Below are 19977 nucleotides of genomic sequence, written 5' to 3'. Positions count from 1 at the left end.
AACTGTTTAGTTTGTGATTTTACTGGATTTACTTTTGTATGATTTGAGTTCAGTAACCTTCTTTAAAAGCTTATGTAATGCAGCATTTTCTTCTTCTCTTCGTTTGATGAGTTTTTTAATTTCCTCATCCGTTATTTCCTTTTTATCTCTCATTTTTCGATTCTTTAAATTCAGGAGCAGGTGGGTATTGTTGAAGCGAATAAAGTTGAAATGACTGCAAGTGTGAAAAAAAGTGAATTAACAAGAGCATAGGTAGAGAGAATAATACCTTAACACTCTATAATATTGAGATAACAAACTATAACAACACCTTAGCGCCGCACAGCTATAATTCTGATTTTCAAATACATTAAACCTTAACAATTAAACTTTTGAAACTATGCTATTAAATCGTCATCTGAGTATAAAAATCATTAACATTTAATGCTATTTAGTTTTCGTATTGAAAGAAGAGTTCACTGTTAATGGAAATTATCAGGCTTAATCTGTTTAATTTGACAGGCAAATTGACGATTGAAAATGAAAAGTGAAGACCAGATTAGTTTAATCGAATAAAGAAAGTGTATATTTGGTAATACCACGCCATCAGATAAGTATGATTACAAGAATTCTTAACTACGCATATCGGCTGAAGTTGATTTTACTGCTATTAGCCTGTACTCCGTTATTAAATTCACAAAACCAGGTTTTGGTTGACAGTTTGAAACTTGTTATTGACCATGGTGGTGACGAAAAAGCAATTTTTAGTGCATACCGCGACATTTGCGACCACTACATGCAGTATGATTTTGTTAAAGGACTGGAGTATGCTCGAAAAGGATATGAATATGCACGAAAAAAGCAACATCAGGAACGTCAGGCATTATTTACTCAGCGAATAGGAAATTCATACTTATTTATGGGCAACTATCAACGAGCCATACAAAATTATTATGATGGTTTAAAACTATTGGAAGAAAAGCCTGATTATTACATGCAATTTGCTCTATATAACAATATTGGCGTATGCTACGATCGTCTTCATCAATATGATATGGCCCTGGAGTATCAGTTTAAAGCCCTGGAAATATTCAATTCATATCATCAGAGTTTTGATAAAACGGTGAATAAAGCAAATCTGCAAACTCAGATTTATAATAATATTGGAAATAATTATGAGGTAACCAACGATAACGATAAAGCAATCCAATATTACACAAAGGCCCTAAATGTTAAGGGTCCGGTTGAACAACGCTCACTGGCTCAAGTCCATAATAACATTGGGAAATTATATAGCAAGACTGGCAACTTTGCACAAGCTAAGTATCATTTGAATAAAGGATTAGAATTGCGACAGGCTATTAACGATCAAATTGAAATGATCAAATCCTATGTCAATATCTCCAATCTATACCGTGAACAAGGGGAAACAGATAGCGCATTAATTACACTTAATCGAGCTGAACCATTGGTCAAGACAAGTCATTCAAGAGAGCTTCATGCCATGTTTAATTATGCGATGTTTAGTAATTATGCCAGCCAGGGACATTTCCAAACAGCATTGGATTATCATCTAAAATATCAGGAAAACAAAGACTCCTTAATGAACCAGCAATCATTGAAAGAAATTTCAAACATGGTAGCTCAGCAAAAGGTTGATGAGATTGAAGGAGCCTATAAGCTGCAATTGCAGAAAGATAAATTTCAGCTTCGCATGCTAATCTATGGCTTATTGGCAATAGCCATTGTTTCAGCATTAATCATTATACTCTTTAATAATCAGCGAAAACGTATACAACTGCAGAAAGAAAATCTGGAAAAGGATCTGGAGTATAGAAATAAAGAAATGGCCACTAATGTGATGTACATGGTTCGTAAAAATGAGCTAATCAATAATGTGGCCAAGCGCTTGCTTAGTCTGAAGGAAAACCTGAAAGATGAAAACAAAGGCCCGGTGAGTTCTATTATTTATGAACTGCAAACTGAAGTTGACAAAGAGGTATGGACCGAATTTGAGATGCGTTTTCAACAGGTGCACAGTAACTTTTACGATAATCTGAGAGATTCACATCCCGATTTAACCCCCAGCGAAGAGCGCCTTTGTGCATTTCTGCGTTTGAATATGAGTAGTAAAGAAATTGCTGCTATCACCCATCAGAACTCTAAAAGTATAGAAGTAGCCAGAGCCCGATTGCGTAAAAAACTGAACTTAACAGGTACCGATACCAACCTGATTTCATATTTGGCAGATTTTTAAAAAGTTGATTATATGTAACATCCAAACCTAAACCAATATGTCAACCAAACACATCTATTTTCAGGAAGGCCATGCCATTGATTACGTTAAGGGGCTACAAAAAGAGTATGGCGGCGACATAGAAGACAACAAAATATATATTGAACGAGGACGCTTACGGATTTATGTTGAAGCTATTCTAATATTTAATGGGTTTGAGTTACTGCTATTAAATGTTGATAGTCCTGAAGATATTGTTTTTCACCGAACACCAGATAATAACCCCAACTTCATCCACCTTAACGTGATTAAAGAAGGGATATACCAGCAGAAATTTGAACAAGAGATGACCCAGATGCAATATGGAACACAAAATGGTGTTTTTGTATACGATGCTTTGTTTCCAATAACTGTTGAAATACCTGCCAACTCAAACCTAAAAATAATTGGATTTAAGTTTGATTTAAGTATACGTAATAGTATTATGAGCAATGCACTCAATTCTATTACCACGTTATTTAAGGAGCAGGCCGGGGTTGCCTTTCACACAAACTTATCTCAGGAAAGTGAGCGATTATTAAAGGATATCCTTCATTTTCAAACTCTTGATAAAAATAGAAGAGCACTAATTGTTTCAAGGGCTATTGAGTCGTTCACCATTCTTGCTACAAATCTCGAAAAACTCAATAGTCAGGATGAACTTCATGGCCTGCACATTGAAGACTACTCTCGCCTTCAAAGTATCAAACAGAAATTGTCAACCAGCTTTGAGGAACGTGCTACCGTTGAAAAGTTGGCTGAAACGTATGGTGTGAGTGTTTCAAAGCTTAAACGTGATTTTAAAACACTTTTTAATTGTTCTATTACGCACTACTATACGAATGCCAAAATTGATGAAGCCTATAGGCGACTTAAGTCTGGAAAATTTACTGTATCGGAAGTTGGCTATGATTTGGGCTACAGTAATCTTTCTAAATTTTCTGAGATGTTTAAGAAACTAAAAGGCATCTCCCCCCGTGATGTGGTTAAAATAAACTAAGCGTAACTAAGCTCTTACGGGAAATAAAAAAGGCCATCCCGCTTAATGCAGAACAGCCTTTATAAACGAGTCACGAAATACTTTGATTCCGCTCCGGAATGAACTATTCAATAATTTCTAATGAATGTGTACCCATAGCCGATTTACCATTAGCATCAATAACTGTTAGTGTAACTGCCCCAGGCCCAACTTCGTCTCCTGCAACGAACATACCTGTTATTTCACCTGACACTGCACCTTGTTCAAGGTTGGCCGGAACTGCAAACTCACCTCCAGCTGTTTCAATAGTAGCTGATGCAAAGCCTCCTGGTACATTAATCTTAAACATTAGCTCTTTTGAATCACCAATTGCTACCTCCTGAGTACCTTCAGGCACCACAACCTGTGGTCCTTGCGGAGTTACTTCATCCTTACTACATGAGGTTAAACTCATTACTACTGCCAAAACTCCTAATAAAAAAACCGATCTTAAATTTTTCATGACTAAATAATTTTCGTGTTTAATTTTTGATTACGATGCAAAGATGCACGCTCTTCATTTCATAAATTGCTCTTGTTAGTTCTTCCATTACTCTTAATGGTCCACACTCCAACCAAAGCTGTTAGAGACTAAATAACAGATAGATAGCTTTCTCAATTTAATTTGAGCTATCAAGAGCAGCGATAGAGCTATTAGAAATATTGAGCCTGACCTTTGATAGCTATGTTTGCACTAAATCAAACTATAAAGTCATGATACTATTACTAACACTATTAAGCTTTTGGTCAACTATTGATGCAGAACCCCTGGATGATTTCATCTTTGAACTGCCCCCTAATGAAGTTTCAATTATTGATATCATTGACTATTTCGATGCAGAATGAGAAGTTTTATTATCCAAAACAGAATGGAATGAGGCAATATGCTTCACCTTGTATATTTACTACCCAAATTATTAGGTAATTTTAAAAGATATAGTTTACAATTCAGGCAATTAGTGTGGCGTACACCCCACAACATTAACAATACCTTAATAGGTATAATGGAAAATCACATGCTCAGCCATCACAAAATATTAACTTTCGATGAATTTGAACTTTACCGCAAAATGATTTGGTTGTTATTCCCAAATACCTATGTGATAATGCATAAGACTTTCTCCCTAGGTAACTTTTCCTTCCAATAGCCATCGATTGTTAATTATTGTATTTTAATATACTATTTCATTAAATGCGATTGAAACTAAGTTTATTAATGTATGTTTGTTGTCATATTATAATTTCAACAAAATAAGATGAATAAAGGAAAAGTAAAATTCTTCAATGACTCAAAAGGTTTTGGCTTTATCACTGAAGAAAATGGCAAAGAACACTTTGTACACGTTACTGGATTAATTGATGAAATTCGTGAAGGTGACGAGGTAGAATTTGATCTGCAAGAAGGTAAAAAAGGCTTAAATGCTGTAAATGTGAAAGTTGTATAACTATATAAGTTTTTATTACTGTACCTTTAAAAGAGGATAACCATTATGGTTATCCTCTTTTTTATGGTTTGATAATAAATTCAACGTATGGAAGTTATTAATCAATGTCGCTGTTTTATCATCCACAACATATATAAAAAAAGCTGATAGTCAAACTATCAGCCTCCCCCATTTATATTGGATAAGTTTCTTAACTATAAATCTCCTTCTTAGCTGATTTCAAGGTGTTAATGATTAACGAGGTAATGGTCATAGGACCAACACCTCCAGGTACTGGTGTAATATATGAACATTTCGGGGCCACTTCATCAAATAATACATCACCTTTTAAACGCCATCCGGATTTTGTATCAGGCGCTTCTACGCGTGTTGTACCCACATCAATTACAACTGCTCCTTCTTTCACCATATCACCTTTAACAAAACCCGGTGAACCAATGGCAGCAATAATAATATCGGCCTGAAGACACAACTCTTTAAGGTTGGCGGTGCGGCTGTGTGCCACTGTAACAGTAGCGTTACCAGGATTGCCTTTTTGAGATAATAAAACACTCATAGGACGACCAACAATGTTACTACGTCCAATAACCACTACATGCTTACCAGATGTCTCGATATCGTGACGTTTCAGCAACTCCATAATACCTTGAGGTGTGGCAGAAATGAATGCTGGCATACCGATAGTCATGCGACCAACATTAACAGGATGAAATCCATCTACATCTTTACGCGGATCAATGGTTTCATTCACTTTATCTTCATTAATATGTTTTGGAAGTGGCAACTGCACTATAAATCCATCAATATCAGGATCATTATTCAGCTCTTTTACTTTGGCTAACAGCGTTTCTTCGGCTACATCATCTTCATAACGTATTAAGCTGGATTTGAAGCCCACTTCTTCACAGGCTTTCATTTTTCCAGATACATATGATTCACTGCCACCATCATGCCCAACAAGTATGGCAGCCAAATGAGGTATTTTGCCTCCTTTAGCTTTAATAGCTTCTACTTCAGCAGCAATTTCCTTACGTACTTCTTTAGATGTTAATTTTCCATCAATCAGTTGCATGGTTATCATTTTTCGGGTTTGTATATAAAAAAAGAAGCACAAGCGTGCTTCTTTTTCCAAAGTTCTTTATTTATCGGCGTTTACCTATTGGCATCTTACCCATCATCTTGCCCATTTTATTACCCGTGGTCATCATCTTCATCACCTTCCGGGTATCATCAAATTGCTTAATGAGTCGATTAACTTCCTGTATGGTTGTTCCACTACCAGCCGCGATTCGCTTTTTACGACTTCCATCAATAATAGATGGCTGTTCGCGTTCGGCCGGTGTCATTGAACGAATAATTGCTTCGATACCTTTGAAAGCATCATCATCAAAATCAATATTTTTAAGCATCTTACCCATTCCTGGAATCATTGCTGCCAAATCCTTCAGATTACCCATCTTTTTGATTTGCTGAATCTGTTTCAGAAAATCATCAAAATTGAACTGGTTTTTGGCTATCTTCTTCTGCAGCTTTCTGGCTTCCTCTTCATCATATTGTTCTTGGGCACGCTCTACAAGTGAAACAATATCACCCATACCCAAGATACGGTCGGCCATACGGTTAGGGTGAAACACATCCAGTGCTTCCATCTTCTCACCCGTACCAACAAACTTAATGGGTTTGTCAACCACACTTCGAATGGAAAGGGCAGCACCACCTCGGGTATCACCATCAAGCTTTGTTAACACTACTCCATCAAAGTCTAGGCGATCGTTAAACTCTTTTGCTGTATTAACAGCATCCTGTCCGGTCATGGAGTCAACTACAAACAGAATCTCATCTGGATTAACAGCTTTCTTAACTGCTGAAATCTCCTCCATCATCTGCTCGTCAATGGCTAAACGACCCGCGGTATCAATTATTACCACATCATGGGCACCCTTTTTAGCCACTGCAATACCATCTTTGGCCAGCTTTACAGGATCTTTACAGCCCTCTTCTGTATAAACGGTAGTGCCAATTTGCTCACCCAGTACCTGTAACTGGTTAATAGCTGCCGGACGATAAACGTCACCAGCAACTAATAGAGGATTCTTACTGCGTTTTGTTTTTAAGAGATTAGCCAGTTTACCGGTAAATGTTGTTTTACCAGAACCTTGTAAACCGGCAATCAAAATAATACTTGGACTACCCTTGAGGTTGATGTCGGTAGAAGTTCCCCCCATCAATACAGCCAGTTCATCGTGAACCAGCTTTACCATCATCTCACCCGGCTTAACAGCATTTAGCACATTTTGGCCCATGGCCTTTTGCTTAACTGTTTCGGTAAAGGTTTTGGCAGTTTTATAGTTAACATCAGCATCCAATAATGCACGACGTATATCTTTTAGTGTCTCGGCAATATTCAGTTCGGTGATTTTACTTTCACCTTTCAATAGCTTAAATGACTTCTCGAGCCTTTCGCTTAGATTCTCAAACATTCCTGTTACTATTTATAAATTTGCTGCAAAATTAAAAAATTATAAGAGATAGTTGATAGATTTTATTTATAACTCAAAAGAATTAATTGGTAAGCAAATTACTTGGTTTAACAAACTTTAGGCTATTCATTTACATAACTCTCAAAAACAACCATTTAACAAACACCCATGTTTCTCTCTTTGATATAAGCTTAAATACCTTTCTCCATAATTTAAATCTTACATACCATTAATTGGGATTAACAATAAAGAATAAAAGTATATTTTTGTTGCTAGAATATTTTATACAAGTTCTTTTTTCTACTTTTAAAAGGTAGACTATTCACGACAGTACCAAATGATTAATCTGAAAAACGTCGCTCAAATCAACCCTATGAAAAACCTAAAAATTTATTTAGGCTGTTTAGCAGTTGCTGCATCATTATTTACCGGATGTATCCCTCAGAAGGAATATGTTTTGCTTCAGGATAAAAGCACTGAAAAAAAATACGAAAATCCTTATAATCCACTCGATAATATTACTGATAAATATTTTCTGCAGCCCAATGACTATCTATTTATTAATGTGTCAACGCCCGATCCTAAGATATCGGAGTTTTTCAATCAAAATGCCAGCAATTCGGGCAATATGCAGCGCAACCAAAACTTCTTTTACTACCAGATAGATGATTCGATGAACATCGATTTTCCTTATGTTGGACTTATTAACCTGGATGGCTGTAATGTAAAAATGGGTAAAGCAAAAGTGCAGGACGCCTTAAAACCGTTTTTAAAGGAGTATAACCTCACTTTCAGGTTGGCCTCCAACACTTTTACAGCACTGGGTGAATTCCGAAATCAAGGCGTACAAACCATGCAGCGCGAACAAATAACCATATTTGAAGCCGTAGCACAAGCTGGTGGTATCACACCATTTGGTAAACAGCGAAAGCTACAATTAGTAAGGCAAATGCCAGAAGGACCTGTTACTTATGAAATTGACCTGACAGATAAAAACATCATCAATTCAGAGTATTATTATATCTATCCCAACGACATGCTATATGTTCGTCCGATGAAAGCCAAGCAATTTGGCATAGGAGAATCTTTCTCCATTGGAATAATAACTACCTTACTTGCACTATACTTAACCCTACAAACAGTTATTAATTAAACTCTATGTCGCTGGAAAACCAACATTCCCAAGCCAATACTTCGTTATTTAATATTGACATAAAGCGCTTTATTCAGGACTTAATGCGTTACTGGTGGTTATTCGCCATTACTGTGCCTATCAGCCTGTTTACAGTATTTATGATTCATCGCTATATACATCCTGTATACCGAGCCACTATTACACTTTTAATGGAAGAACGAGGCGATGTGATGCCTAAGAATGACATTATGCAAGGCTTTGGTTTAACACCCGGACAAAGGAGCGTTGATAACCAGATTGCCATTCTGACATCGTGGGATGTTATTCAGCAAACAATTGATAAGCTGGACTTTCACGTTAGTTATTTTGCTGAGGGACGATTAAAAAATACAGAAATGTACAGAAATGCCAATTACCATGTGCAGTTCGATTCAACACATCCTCAACTTCAGAATATTCCCATTTACATTACCCCCATTAACAGGACGCAATGCAAAGTAACTGTTAACACAGAGGTGCCAGCCAGTACGGTCGTTTACAGTAATCCTGAAGCAAAAGGTTCAACAGGGCCAATTCAATTTGAGGCTACCATCAACTATAACGAACAATTGATTACTCCTTGGGCATCGTTTACTATTGTACCCCGAGTTGAAAACTACAGTTCTAAAATTGAACAATACTTTATTTTTAATCACCCCCGTCAATTGGCAGGACAGTTTAAAGGCCAATTACATGCACAGTTACCAAACGAAGGTTCATCCATAATCAGGGTATCAGTTACCGGCAAAAACAATTCAAAAAACATCGTATTCTTAAATAAACTTGCCGAAGTGTTTATTGCCAATAACCTTAGACAAAAAAACCTAATTGCAACAAATACAATTGATTTTATCAGTCAGCAATTAGTGGTTATTGCCGATACATTGCAGTTGACCGGGACTGAGCTTAGTCAGTTCAGAACCAACAACCGCATCCAGAGTGTTTCAGCCAAAGCTGAGTTCCTTTTTGGCAGTATGCAGGAAATTGAGCAAAAACTAACCGAAATAGAAATCAAACGCAGCTACTATTTGTATTTGCGCAATTATTTTGCCAATACCATTGACAGTGAAAACGTGCTTGCACCTGCCATGTACGAAACAGAAAACACGTTATTAAGTGAGCAAATAAAATCCATAATGGAACTCAATTCTCAGCGTCTTACGGTTATAAGTTCCTATGGCGAAGAATTGAACCTTACCAATCGGGATATTGAAAACCAGATTGAGATTGCCCGTAAAACATTACTAAAAACAATAGGCAGCCAGTTAAGCATATTGGAAGAAAACAAGGCTCGTCTCGTGCAGGATAAAAACACCAATGAACAAGCCCTTAACAGCTTGCCCGAAACGGAGCGAAGACTATTGGGCATCGAAAGAAAGTTTGAGCTCAGCAATGAAGTATACACTTATTTGTTAAGAAAGCAATCCGAAGCCCAAATTCAAAAAGCCTCAAACACACCCGACCATCAGGTGCTTGAAAGCGCAAGATATGCAGGGCAAATTTCTCCGGATACAGCAGGTAATAAAAAGAAGGCTCTACTTTTAGGTGTATTAATTCCATTGGTATTTCTGGCACTACGCCAAATCCTGAATAATAAAATAATTGATATCGAGGATGTCGAACGCATCACTTCCTTGCCTGTAGTAGGAAACATTATTCATAACAAGAATGATGAGAGTAACGTCGTTAGTGCTCATCCGAAATCGGTTGTTACCGAAACATTCCGTCGTGTTAGAACACGTATTGAATTTATGAATAAAGGAATAAGCTCACCAATAATAGGCGTTTCGTCATCTATGCCTGGGGAAGGAAAAACATTTTGTGCACTTAACATGGCTGCGGCATTTGCATTAAGTGGCAAGAAAACAGCTCTATTAGGTTTTGACCTTCGTAAGCCCGGCTTGAACAAGATTTTTGACGTAAATGGCAGAATGGGTATATCAAACTATCTGATAGGTAAAGTAAGCTACGAAGAGATTCTATTTGATTCGGGACAGGACAATTTGATAATTGTCCCTACAGGCAATATACCACCTAACCCATCGGAACTAATCAGCTCTGAAAAGACCAGAGAACTATTGAATAAATTAAAATCTGAATTTGATATCATTATCATTGACACGCCGCCAATGGGCATTGTATCTGATCCTTATTTATTAGCCAGACATACTGACACGCTCATCTTCCTGGTTAGGCAACAGCATACCATTAAGTCTGTACTTGCGCAAACCATTAAAAACATGCACGAAGAAGATATATCCAATGTGGGTATCTTAATTAATGACCTGCAAGTTAAACGAAGTAAATATGGCTATGGATATGGCTATGGATATGGTTACGGATATGGCTATGGCTACTACGAAGAATAAATGTATTTAAGTAAAAAATAAAGTAAATTAGACCAAACTAAATCAGTCTTTATTATGAAACTTTTATTGTACTTAGCTCTCTTCGTATCATTAACAGCTTGTTCTTTTCAGAATAATAAGAAACAAAAAGATAGTGGTGAAACAGACCATATTTCAACCTATTACATCGCTCCATATAAAGTGAGTTGCGTTGGAGTTGCGCCTATGCAATGCCTGCTAGTAAAAAAAACACCAGAAAGTAATTGGGAGTACTTCTACTCTACCATTAAAGGTTTTACGCATGAGGCAGGTATTGAATATACTCTTAAGGTAAAGGAGACTACACTAAAAGATGTACCCACCGATGCAAGTAGTTTAGCCTATGAACTTATAGAAATTGTCGAATCGAAAGCATATGGTCCTAAAGCCACCAACCTGCACGATATATGGGGCGTGGTTGAGTTGAACGGCATCAACCCGCTATCGAAGCAATGCGAGCAAACTCTGGAACTTAATGTGGCTGAAAAAACACTGCTTGGCAAAGCTGGCTGTAACGATTTCAGAGGTCAGTTCACCACCTCAGAAAGTTCAAATGCGATAACATTTGAAAACCTTATAGCTACTAAAATGATATGTCCTAATCAGGATCTGGAAGATACCTACCTGACGACTTTGGAAAGTGTAAATGCCTATTTCAGATTCAATCAGAATCTCTTTTTAATCAGTGATAATCTGGTAGTTATCAAACTTAAAAGAATGGATTAATCTGCTTCTATAAGCAGGTGGCAAATATTACCAGTAAGTCTATTTCATAATGGCTTATCCTATGCTTGAATGCGTATGACAGCATCTATGATAAGCTGCAATCATATTTCAGATTCATACATCTGTCTGTTATAATGTCTATCTGCATGCGAAACCTTTCATATGGTGCCATTACATGATTTCTATTACTGCAATCATCGATAACAAAGACCCGCACATCGATATTTCTTCTATCTTTACCAAAAACGCAATATATGCACACCAAGTCGTTATCCAACTACCTTATCGAAAAGGCATCAGGAGAGAAAGTGTATTTTGAAGGACAAAAACTTATTGGTTCGCTAATTCGCTCGGGCGCCAGCGAAGCATTAGCTAACCAAATACTGCAAGCCATCAGCCTTGAATTACACGACGGTATGCTTACCAGTGAAATATACAGAAAAGCCTACCAGATGCTTCAAAAGCAAGAGCGTAAAACGGCTGTTAACTACCGCCTAAAGCAGGCTGTTTTGCAATTAGGCCCTTCGGGATATCCTTTTGAATACTTTATAGGAGAGCTGTTTAAAGCAAGGGGGTTTAAAGTGGAAGTAGGTAAACTGGTGAACGGCTATAGTGTACGCCACGAAATTGATGTTGTAGCCATCAACAAGCACAAACACATATTTGTTGAGTGTAAATTCCATAATTACCAGGGGACTAAAACCAACGTGATAGTTCCGATGTATATTCGTTCACGTTTCGATGATCTTAATCGGGTAAGGCATTTTGATGAACAACTTAAAAACACCAATACACAAGGGTGGATTATTACCAATACACGCTTTACAGAAGATGCTATCAAATTTGGGCGAGATTATGGTCTTACATTACTTGGCTGGGATTACCCTAGCAAAGGCAACCTGAAGGACTGGATTGAGCTGGAGAATTTACACCCTATCACTTGTCTTTCATCCATTACACACAAAGAAAAAAAAGCATTACTTGACATTGGTATTGTAATGTGCCATGATTTGTATCAAAAGCTGCTTAATCGTGACTCTCTGCCGGTAAAGCCCCGTAATCAGAGAGCTTGCAAACGTGAGCTTAAAGATTTTATTGAATAATTAAGGAGTAGTCATCAACTTTCAATTTAATTCGAGAGCATAAGTATCATCTGTTACCGTTGGTCTGAATCCAATATTCTTCAGGTATTTAATGTGCGATTCATTTTGGGTTGAACTTGTTAGCCGGTTGACGCCCTTATCTATAAATGCTCTATTAAAGCGTTTAAGCAGGTACCTACCTGTTTTATAATCGCGATATTGAGGTGTTACATAGTCCAGCACTACTTGCGAATTACCATCTTGTGCTTGTGAAGTAACAAATACGCCCGCCACATTCATATCGCGCATAGCCATAAGAATGTGGCAATTATTTATGGATTCAGGAGTGAAATCCGGAAAGAAGCGCTGAATATCCTTCATGTGTCGATTAACAAACAGGGTAACAAACTCATCTTTTGCTGTCATCCATATGCCGTCAAAAATCTCTTTCTTAAACAGTAAAGTCCTCAGGTAATAGATATTAAAAAAACAGATTATCAAGTTCATTATCCCAACTGGCAATGCTTCAATATAGAAACCATAGAATGAAAATAATGCTGAACCAATCAGGTTGTAAACTCTAAGTTTAACAATGGAAGAAAGGCTAAGTGATATTAACACCAATGTAGAGGCTCCGTAGCCTATCCATTCAATAAGAGGCAGATCAAGAAAAATTGTAGACATTGTCAGGTTTAGTTAATAATGAATACTGATTAATTTCGTGCAAATTAATAAAAACTGACCTATGAACCATCGCGTTCCAAAGAACGAAGGAATAAAAAGATGCTGGAACCTGTCAGCACCGTAAAAATAATCCCAATTATCACAAATGCCTGGCTCAGTGTGAGGCGATCCGTCATGTAACCAAACAAGGGGGCTAAAACAGAGAAGTTGGCCCGAATGATTAAGCTTCGAATGGACAGCACCGTAGCCCTCATGTCCGATGATGTAATCCTGTTGATGTAGTCCTTCAATACTGGGGTAGCAATTCCTCTGGAGAAATAGAAACATATCATAACTGGCAAAACATAGATGGAATGTAATAACCCAGCAGCAATAAAAGCACCGGTTATCACCAGTGTTGTTCCCCACACTGTAGATTTTGGCCGTAACTTCTGCTCAATTTTATACGCAAATAATGTAGTCATGCCCACCACCAGGTTCAGCACTGTGCTGGTAGTTCCAATGTGAATCTCTCTAAACCCAATTTCCTTGAGGTAAAGCGGATACACCCAGGCCATAGTAAGGGTAGCTGAGCCAATAATAGATGAGTAAATGATATTGTAACGCAAGCTGCGATTGGTCACCATTGCATACTTCACTACATTCAGAATATCTCTCCAGGTAGCTTTTTGAGTGCGTGTATATAATTGTGGTTCAACTAGCATAAAAGCAGCCGGAATAGCAATGAACGCGATACCTGTCTGAAAGAAAAATGGTGTGCGCAGACTAATCTCAGCCAATGCACCACCTAAAAAGCCGGCTATCGCTTCGCTAAAGTTTCCTACTGAAAAGTTACGCCCTTCATATTTGAGGTAATGCTGCTCACGACCATCGGCTTTTAAACTATCATATAATAATGCGGAATCAGCTCCGCTAATAAAGCTTTGTCCGATGCCCAATATCAATTCAGCAGCTAAAAAAGCGTAAAAACCCGAAGTAAAGGAATAGATGGCAAAACCAAGCGTTCCCATGATACTGCCAATAATAAGCGTACGCCTGCGTCCAAGCACATCGGCTGCGTAACCTGACGGAATTTCAAAAATCACAATGGCAATGCTGTAAATCGCTTTTAATTGAAACGACTCTTCAACGGTAAAACCTAAATCCTGAAAAAACAGCATCATAATAGGCATGGTGAGCATAAACCATTTAGCTATTTTAATCAGATATAGCTTTGTTATATTGCCTGAATACATTCTTTCGTGTTTATTTTAAATTTATCCATTAATTACTATAATCCCACTTCCCATTCCCATCTACTCTTTAATTACTATTTCGAAAGTGCTTTTCCGAAAGAACCATTAAAACAATGGCTAACACCAATAGCAGCACGCCAACGCCATAGGTAAAACTAAAGCCCAACCATTCGTATAGCTGAATACCTATAATGGGGGCAAACAAAGCTCTCAACCCTGTTAGAAAAAGGTGTACCGACTGGTAATCAGCAGCCTCGTGTGGCTTACAAAAATAGCTACTGCCTATTCCCCATAGTATGGGCATACTGCCGGTAAAAACACCATTGAAAAAGAGGGCGACCAAAAACAGGTAATATATCTTGTAGTAGCCCACTTCAAAATAGTAAGGAAAATATTCGGTCAGAGCCGTAAAGACAATAAAGAGCATTAGCGATCCAAAGGTAAGAATGGCAAAACGACGCGGATCGCGACTACCTATTAGCTTTCCAAACAAAGGCAATAAAAGGATAGCAATCAGGTTAAAGATAATATTGTATAAGGCCACCGTTGGATAGTTAACATCCAATGCTTCTTTGTAAAAAATGGTTACCACAGCATGGGTACTCATCCAGGCAAAGCCATAGAGCATAAAGCCTATCTCCAAATGACGAAATGGTATATTCTGTTTGACGATGGCTAATATTCGCTTAAAGGAGTCACCCACTGCATACCACATGGGCTTGGTAATGCGCTCGCCTTTCTGTATGAACTCAATCTTTGTCAGTTGATAAACAGATACAACTCCCAAAACACCTACAACCGGATAAAACACTTTGTAGGAGTTGGCATTTAAATGTAGCAATTCCCCCACGGCAAAAGTTGATACTAACACAGCAATTTTATTTACCGTAGTAGCGTAACCAAAGAGTTTACCAAATAACTGATGCCGATAGTTCCCTTTTAAATATTGGTTGATGGAAGGGACTACTGCAATTTTTGAAGTATGAAATAAGAGAAAGACAGCAAGGAAAATCAAGTGGTAAATTTCGGGTAAGCCTTGTTCGCCAGTTATTGATGGGAAAAAGGCAAAGCCCACCAATGGCAGTCGGGTGATGATGCCCGTAACACGCAAAAACCGTTTTCTATTGGAAAAACGGCGCATCAGCTCATTGGCCACCATGGCAAATAAAAACACAACCATGCTAAACTGGAACAGAAAAGCCAGCTGTACATTGGAGCCTTTTAAGGATTTAATAAAAATAAACTCATTGAGAATCAGCGCTCCACTGACTATGCCATCGATACTGCTATAGAACAGATGTAAACGAAAGGTACGGGCTTCTTGCTGATTAAGTTTACCGAATAAATTCATAGCGCGCAAAGGTAAGCTTTTTGCGTAAAACTTCATCTGCGCAGTTTTGTTTAAACCGGCTAATTCTTAACGCTTATTACCACCCTTATATGGTATTATCAACTACAGCATTAGCTGCCAAGACCAATCAATAACTAAATGCCAATACCAGGTAATCCCAGGCTGGTACACGAATATTTAAGCCCTGATTAATTATTTCTTCGCTTCCAATATCAGATACCAAAACCGCATTCAATGCTGTGAAATGCAATCTTGAGGGCCTGGGAATATTTAGCGTTTCAAAGGCATGTGCCGGCACCTGAACATTCATCTGCTTCGACAAACTATCAAAATTACAAACTACAATTAGCTGCTGAGTATCACTGTACCTGATAAAAGCATATACTTTTTGCGAATCAAATAGAACATTGTCCTTATTTTGCCACATGACATCATAAAACAGTCCCTGGCTTATAGCTGGCTGTGCACATAGTAAAGTGATATCTATATATTTCTGTCGCAAATATTGTTGGTCATCAGATAATAAACCGCCGTCAAACAATCCATTATTCATCCATTTCTGATGTTCGGGTAAGTGCCAATAGTCGAAAATGCTTGTACGACCGTCATCGCCACTAAAACCACAAGGCCCCTCACCTTTTTCACCAAACTCCTGTCCATTATACAGCATCACTGGCCCCTGGTGCATAAAAGCAGCAACAGCCATCGCCGGTATGGCACGTTTTGGTTCTCCAACTACAAATCGCGAAGCCAATCGTTGTTCATCATGGTTTTCCATAAAGCGTAGCATATGCCTGTCAAGCCCCTCTAATTGCTGCCAGCACTTTGATATATTCGTGGCTGGCTGCTCACCTTTAATAACACCAATCAAAGTATCGTAAAGCCCCACTTTATCATAAAGGTAATCAAATTGCCCCTGCAAAATATATGACTTATACAACTTTGGGTTATATACCTCCGCTATGAAAATAAGCCAGGGGGCTGTCTGACGTAATTCTGCAATAAGCCATTCCCAAAACTGGACTGGGACCATCTCAGCCATATCACAGCGAAAGCCATCAACACCTTTGGCTACCCAATAGTTGAGAATATGCTTCATCTTTAACCAGGTGTCAGGCAGTGGACTGAAACATTTTTTATTTCCCGCCGTGTAATCCACACCGTAATTCAGCTTAACAGTTTCGTACCAATCTGTAACACTTGGTGTTGCCGTAAAACGGTCGTTACCTGTTGCTTTAGCAGGCATCTCACTATAAGAAACTTTCGAAAACTTGCTTTTCAACTCTGAGGGCAATTCAAGTGCCTGGCCTGGCAAATAATAAAAATTGTTTTGCTGACTAAAAGAAACGGATGTATCATCTTGTTCACCAAAATCTTCCAGCGCATCAGGCTTGGCATCAGAATGATATTGTCGTGCCAAATGATTGGGGACAAAATCAATTATCACCTTCATGCCGGCTGCATGTATACGGGCTAGTAAACTCTCAAACTCATCCATTCTATTGTCAACATCCTCTGCCAAATCCGGATGAACATCGTAATAGTCTTTGATGGCATAGGGCGAGCCTGCCTTTCCTTTAATAATCAATTCATTACCATGAGGTATTGCATGTGCCGGATACCCCTCAACAACAGCATGTTCAATAACACCTGTCAACCACAAATGGGTAATTCCCATTTTCTTAAATTCCTGAAGTGCCTTATCGGTTAATGCACTAAATTTACCGCAACCATTCTCCCCACGACTGCCATTAAAGGTCATATGGGCTTTTTCATTCCCAAATAACCGGGGTAAAAGTTGATATATAACTAGTTTTTGCTGTTCCATATCAAAAAATTCTTTTGGGTGGAGTGTGCTTTAATACCAATACAGTGCGACTGGGCAGGTACAAATGCACCCGATGCCGGTTGGACATCTGTGCCTCAGGCCTGGTGAAATAGTCAATGCCATCATCAATTCGGTTAAAACCCCCAAAAGACGATGCATCGGAGTTGAGCAATACGTTGTATTTACCGGCTGGCGCCGAAATACCGTAGAAGGTGTAAGACTGACTGGGATGAAGGTTAAAAATAAACAACAGATGCTTTCGCCGGATGGCTAATACCTGATCCTGCTCATTGGCTTCTAAACATTGGATATGTGGCTCATTAATAAACTGTTCATTTCGTTGAAGAGCGATCATAGCCTTATCAAAAGCATCCAGCTGTTCAAACCGGAGTTCCTTGTTATCAACCAGGCTCCATTGACGGCGTGCATATTTATAGGACCAATCGTTGCCAGCACGCGGGAAATCAATCCACTCAGGATGACCAAATTCATTACCCATAAAATTAAGGTAACCATTGCCGGCACAGCAAAATGTCATCAGTCGAATGAGTTTATGTAAAGCCATGCCTCTATCAACTTTCAGACTCTTATCCGTTTTGCTCATAGCCCAATACATATCTGAATCAATCAACCTGAACAGGATGGTTTTATCACCTACCAGGGCCTGATCATGCGATTCGGCATAACTGATCGTTTTCTCCTCTGCCCGCTTGTTCGACAGTTCATAGAAAATATTGCCAACGCCCCACTCTTCATCCTTCTTTTCTTTAATAAGCTTAATCCAGTAATCAGGCGTTCCCATAGCCAGGCGAAAATCAAAGCCTAGCCCTCCCTGCTCAATGGGTGTTGCCAATCCGGGATAACCACTCATTTCTTCAGCAATGGAAATGGCATGACTGTTACATTGCTTAATGAGCTTATTGGCCAAAGCAAGGTAGACAATAGCATCCTCATCCTGACCGCCATCATAGTACATTTGATACTGCGTAAAACTGCGCTCCAGCCCATGATCCAAGTATAGCATACTGGTGACACCATCAAAGCGAAAACCATCAAAATGAAACTCTTCCAACCAATATTTAACGTTGGATAATAGTAAATGTAGTACTTCATGCCGGGCATAATTATAGCAAAGCGAATCCCAGGCCGCATGTTCGCGGCGCTCATTGTCGTGAAAAAACTGGTAGGGCGAACCATCGAACAAACCAATACCTTCAAGTTCATTTTTAACAGCATGCGAATGCACAATATCCATGATAACAGCTATACCCATTCCATGTGCTACATCAATCAGTTCCCTTAACTCATCAGGTGTACCAAACCGGGATGATGGTGCAAAGAGACTGGAAACATGATAGCCGAAAGACCCATAATAGGGATGCTCCTGGATGGCCATCAACTGGATAGTATTATAACCTGCTTCCTTAATGCGCGGCAACACATCAGTCATAAACTCGCTATAACTGCCCACTCCTTCGTTTTCGGTAGCCATCCCCACATGCGCTTCATAGATGAGAGGCACCTCAATAGCGCTTCTTTGCGATTCATTTTGCCACACATACTGTATATCAGGCTGCCACACCTGTGCCGAAAACAATTTTGTTTCTTCATCCTGAACAACCCTGTTAGCCCAAACTGGTATGCGTTCACCTTTACCTCCGTCCCAGTGAACCATGAGCTTATACAAATCGGTATGCTGCAATATCTGCTTTGATACTTTCAGCTCAAACACGCCATTGGCCAGCTTGTCAAATTGGAATTGTCCCTCCTCTGTCCAACCGGAAAACTCGCCAATAAGAATAATAGCTGTGGCATTAGGTGCCCATTCCCTGATTATCCAGTCCTCGCCTGACGGATGTAATCCAAAGTACTTATACCCATTGGCAAAGTCATACAACGACGACTTGGCGAGTTGGCGCTCTTTCTTCAGGATAGCTTCTGTACGGCTAGAAATAACCGAACTAAATGGCTGCAGAAATGCATCAATTGCTGTAATGTGATTTGGCATACACTATTTAATTCAAAGGATTTGAATTGCTGAAAGGGATGTTTAAAGATACAACTTATATTATTTTTTCGATGGCTTTTTGTGTTAATCAATCATCAAATTAAACCTCAATATTGAAAGAAGCTACCAAATACGGCTTTTGCAATCAGGAATGCATCAGTGTGCATCCTTTCATACTATATATCCGCAATATTTCGCATCCTTCATTTCGATCATAAATACTTCACATTCAGCAAGCGTTATCTCCTATTTTTATAGTGGCAAAAAAAATTAGTCGAGATTGAAAAAATTCCGGTAATATGTGG

17 protein-coding genes are annotated in these 19977 nt (G+C 38.6%); 8 read left to right on the top strand and 9 right to left on the bottom strand.

From position 1 onward, the window contains the following. Window positions 1–6: 6 nt before the first annotated feature. The gene (locus tag KDU71_RS06600; RefSeq protein WP_212189127.1) at window positions 7–153 is read right to left on the bottom strand and encodes a hypothetical protein; all 147 of its coding nucleotides are present in this window, start codon (window positions 151–153) and stop codon (window positions 7–9) included. A 442-nt stretch (window positions 154–595) separates the two neighbouring features. On the opposite strand from KDU71_RS06600, the gene KDU71_RS06595 reads away from it, so the two are divergent. Together KDU71_RS06595 and KDU71_RS06590 are read left to right on the top strand one after the other, a co-directional pair. Next, the gene (locus KDU71_RS06595) at window positions 596–2236 is read left to right on the top strand and encodes a tetratricopeptide repeat protein (RefSeq protein ID WP_212189126.1); all 1641 of its coding nucleotides are present in this window, start codon (window positions 596–598) and stop codon (window positions 2234–2236) included. Between the two features lie 37 nt (window positions 2237–2273). Further along, on the top strand, window positions 2274–3254 hold the full coding sequence (locus tag KDU71_RS06590; protein ID WP_212189125.1) for a helix-turn-helix domain-containing protein: 981 nt from the start codon (window positions 2274–2276) through the stop codon (window positions 3252–3254). A gap of 103 nt (window positions 3255–3357) precedes the next feature. Here the strand turns inward: KDU71_RS06590 and KDU71_RS06585 are convergent, their stop codons facing one another. Continuing rightward, window positions 3358–3735: a hypothetical protein gene (locus KDU71_RS06585; RefSeq protein ID WP_212189124.1), complete on the bottom strand. Its 378-nt coding sequence runs from the start codon at window positions 3733–3735 to the stop codon at window positions 3358–3360. A 251-nt stretch (window positions 3736–3986) separates the two neighbouring features. Between KDU71_RS06585 and KDU71_RS23180 the strand changes: the two genes are divergently transcribed. Continuing rightward, window positions 3987–4118 (top strand): hypothetical protein, encoded by a 132-nt coding sequence (locus KDU71_RS23180; RefSeq protein WP_262898256.1) that lies wholly within the window; start codon window positions 3987–3989, stop codon window positions 4116–4118. 410 nt (window positions 4119–4528) lie between these two features. Further along, on the top strand, window positions 4529–4717 hold the full coding sequence (locus KDU71_RS06580) for a cold-shock protein (protein WP_212189123.1): 189 nt from the start codon (window positions 4529–4531) through the stop codon (window positions 4715–4717). Window positions 4718–4907: 190 nt separating this feature from the next. Here KDU71_RS06580 and folD read toward each other — a convergent pair whose 3' ends face one another. Both folD and ffh read right to left on the bottom strand, forming a co-directional pair. After that, complete coding sequence (gene folD / locus KDU71_RS06575; protein WP_317195160.1) at window positions 4908–5849, bottom strand: bifunctional methylenetetrahydrofolate dehydrogenase/methenyltetrahydrofolate cyclohydrolase FolD; 942 nt, start codon at window positions 5847–5849, stop codon at window positions 4908–4910. Between the two features lie 10 nt (window positions 5850–5859). After that, window positions 5860–7197, bottom strand: a complete 1338-nt coding sequence (ffh, locus tag KDU71_RS06570) for a signal recognition particle protein (RefSeq protein ID WP_212189122.1) — start codon at window positions 7195–7197, stop codon at window positions 5860–5862. Window positions 7198–7570: 373 nt separating this feature from the next. Between ffh and KDU71_RS06565 the strand changes: the two genes are divergently transcribed. The 4 genes from KDU71_RS06565 to KDU71_RS06550 all read left to right on the top strand — a co-directional run bounded on the left by KDU71_RS06565 (window position 7571) and on the right by KDU71_RS06550 (window position 12587). Then, window positions 7571–8350 (top strand): polysaccharide biosynthesis/export family protein, encoded by a 780-nt coding sequence (locus KDU71_RS06565; protein ID WP_212189121.1) that lies wholly within the window; start codon window positions 7571–7573, stop codon window positions 8348–8350. 5 nt (window positions 8351–8355) lie between these two features. Next, entirely contained in the window at window positions 8356–10740 is a 2385-nt protein-coding gene (locus KDU71_RS06560; RefSeq protein WP_244828246.1) for a GumC family protein, read from the top strand. Window positions 10741–10794: 54 nt separating this feature from the next. Further along, the gene (locus KDU71_RS06555; RefSeq protein ID WP_212189120.1) at window positions 10795–11484 is read left to right on the top strand and encodes a DUF4377 domain-containing protein; all 690 of its coding nucleotides are present in this window, start codon (window positions 10795–10797) and stop codon (window positions 11482–11484) included. A gap of 254 nt (window positions 11485–11738) precedes the next feature. Continuing rightward, window positions 11739–12587 carry a restriction endonuclease gene (locus KDU71_RS06550; protein WP_212189119.1) on the top strand — a complete coding sequence of 283 codons (849 nt, stop codon included), beginning with the start codon at window positions 11739–11741 and terminating at the stop codon, window positions 12585–12587. A 21-nt stretch (window positions 12588–12608) separates the two neighbouring features. On the opposite strand, the gene KDU71_RS06545 is transcribed toward KDU71_RS06550, so the two are convergent. The 5 genes from KDU71_RS06545 to KDU71_RS06525 form a co-directional block, all read right to left on the bottom strand. Next, on the bottom strand, window positions 12609–13250 hold the full coding sequence (locus KDU71_RS06545; RefSeq protein ID WP_212189118.1) for a GNAT family N-acetyltransferase: 642 nt from the start codon (window positions 13248–13250) through the stop codon (window positions 12609–12611). A 59-nt stretch (window positions 13251–13309) separates the two neighbouring features. Next, on the bottom strand, window positions 13310–14485 hold the full coding sequence (locus tag KDU71_RS06540; protein ID WP_212189117.1) for an MFS transporter: 1176 nt from the start codon (window positions 14483–14485) through the stop codon (window positions 13310–13312). Window positions 14486–14552: 67 nt separating this feature from the next. Beyond that, window positions 14553–15872 carry an MFS transporter gene (locus tag KDU71_RS06535; protein WP_212189116.1) on the bottom strand — a complete coding sequence of 440 codons (1320 nt, stop codon included), beginning with the start codon at window positions 15870–15872 and terminating at the stop codon, window positions 14553–14555. A 91-nt stretch (window positions 15873–15963) separates the two neighbouring features. Beyond that, complete coding sequence (locus tag KDU71_RS06530; protein WP_212189115.1) at window positions 15964–17664, bottom strand: alpha-amylase family glycosyl hydrolase; 1701 nt, start codon at window positions 17662–17664, stop codon at window positions 15964–15966. Window position 17665: 1 nt separating this feature from the next. Beyond that, complete coding sequence (locus KDU71_RS06525) at window positions 17666–19672, bottom strand: alpha amylase C-terminal domain-containing protein (RefSeq protein ID WP_212189114.1); 2007 nt, start codon at window positions 19670–19672, stop codon at window positions 17666–17668. Window positions 19673–19977: the final 305 nt, after the last annotated feature.

The organism is Carboxylicivirga sediminis, from assembly GCF_018156225.1.
Lineage (GTDB): Bacteria > Bacteroidota > Bacteroidia > Bacteroidales > Marinilabiliaceae > Carboxylicivirga > Carboxylicivirga sediminis.
The sequence above is the reverse complement of the archived record's forward strand: the minus strand, read 5'-3'. Positions and strand labels throughout refer to the sequence as shown.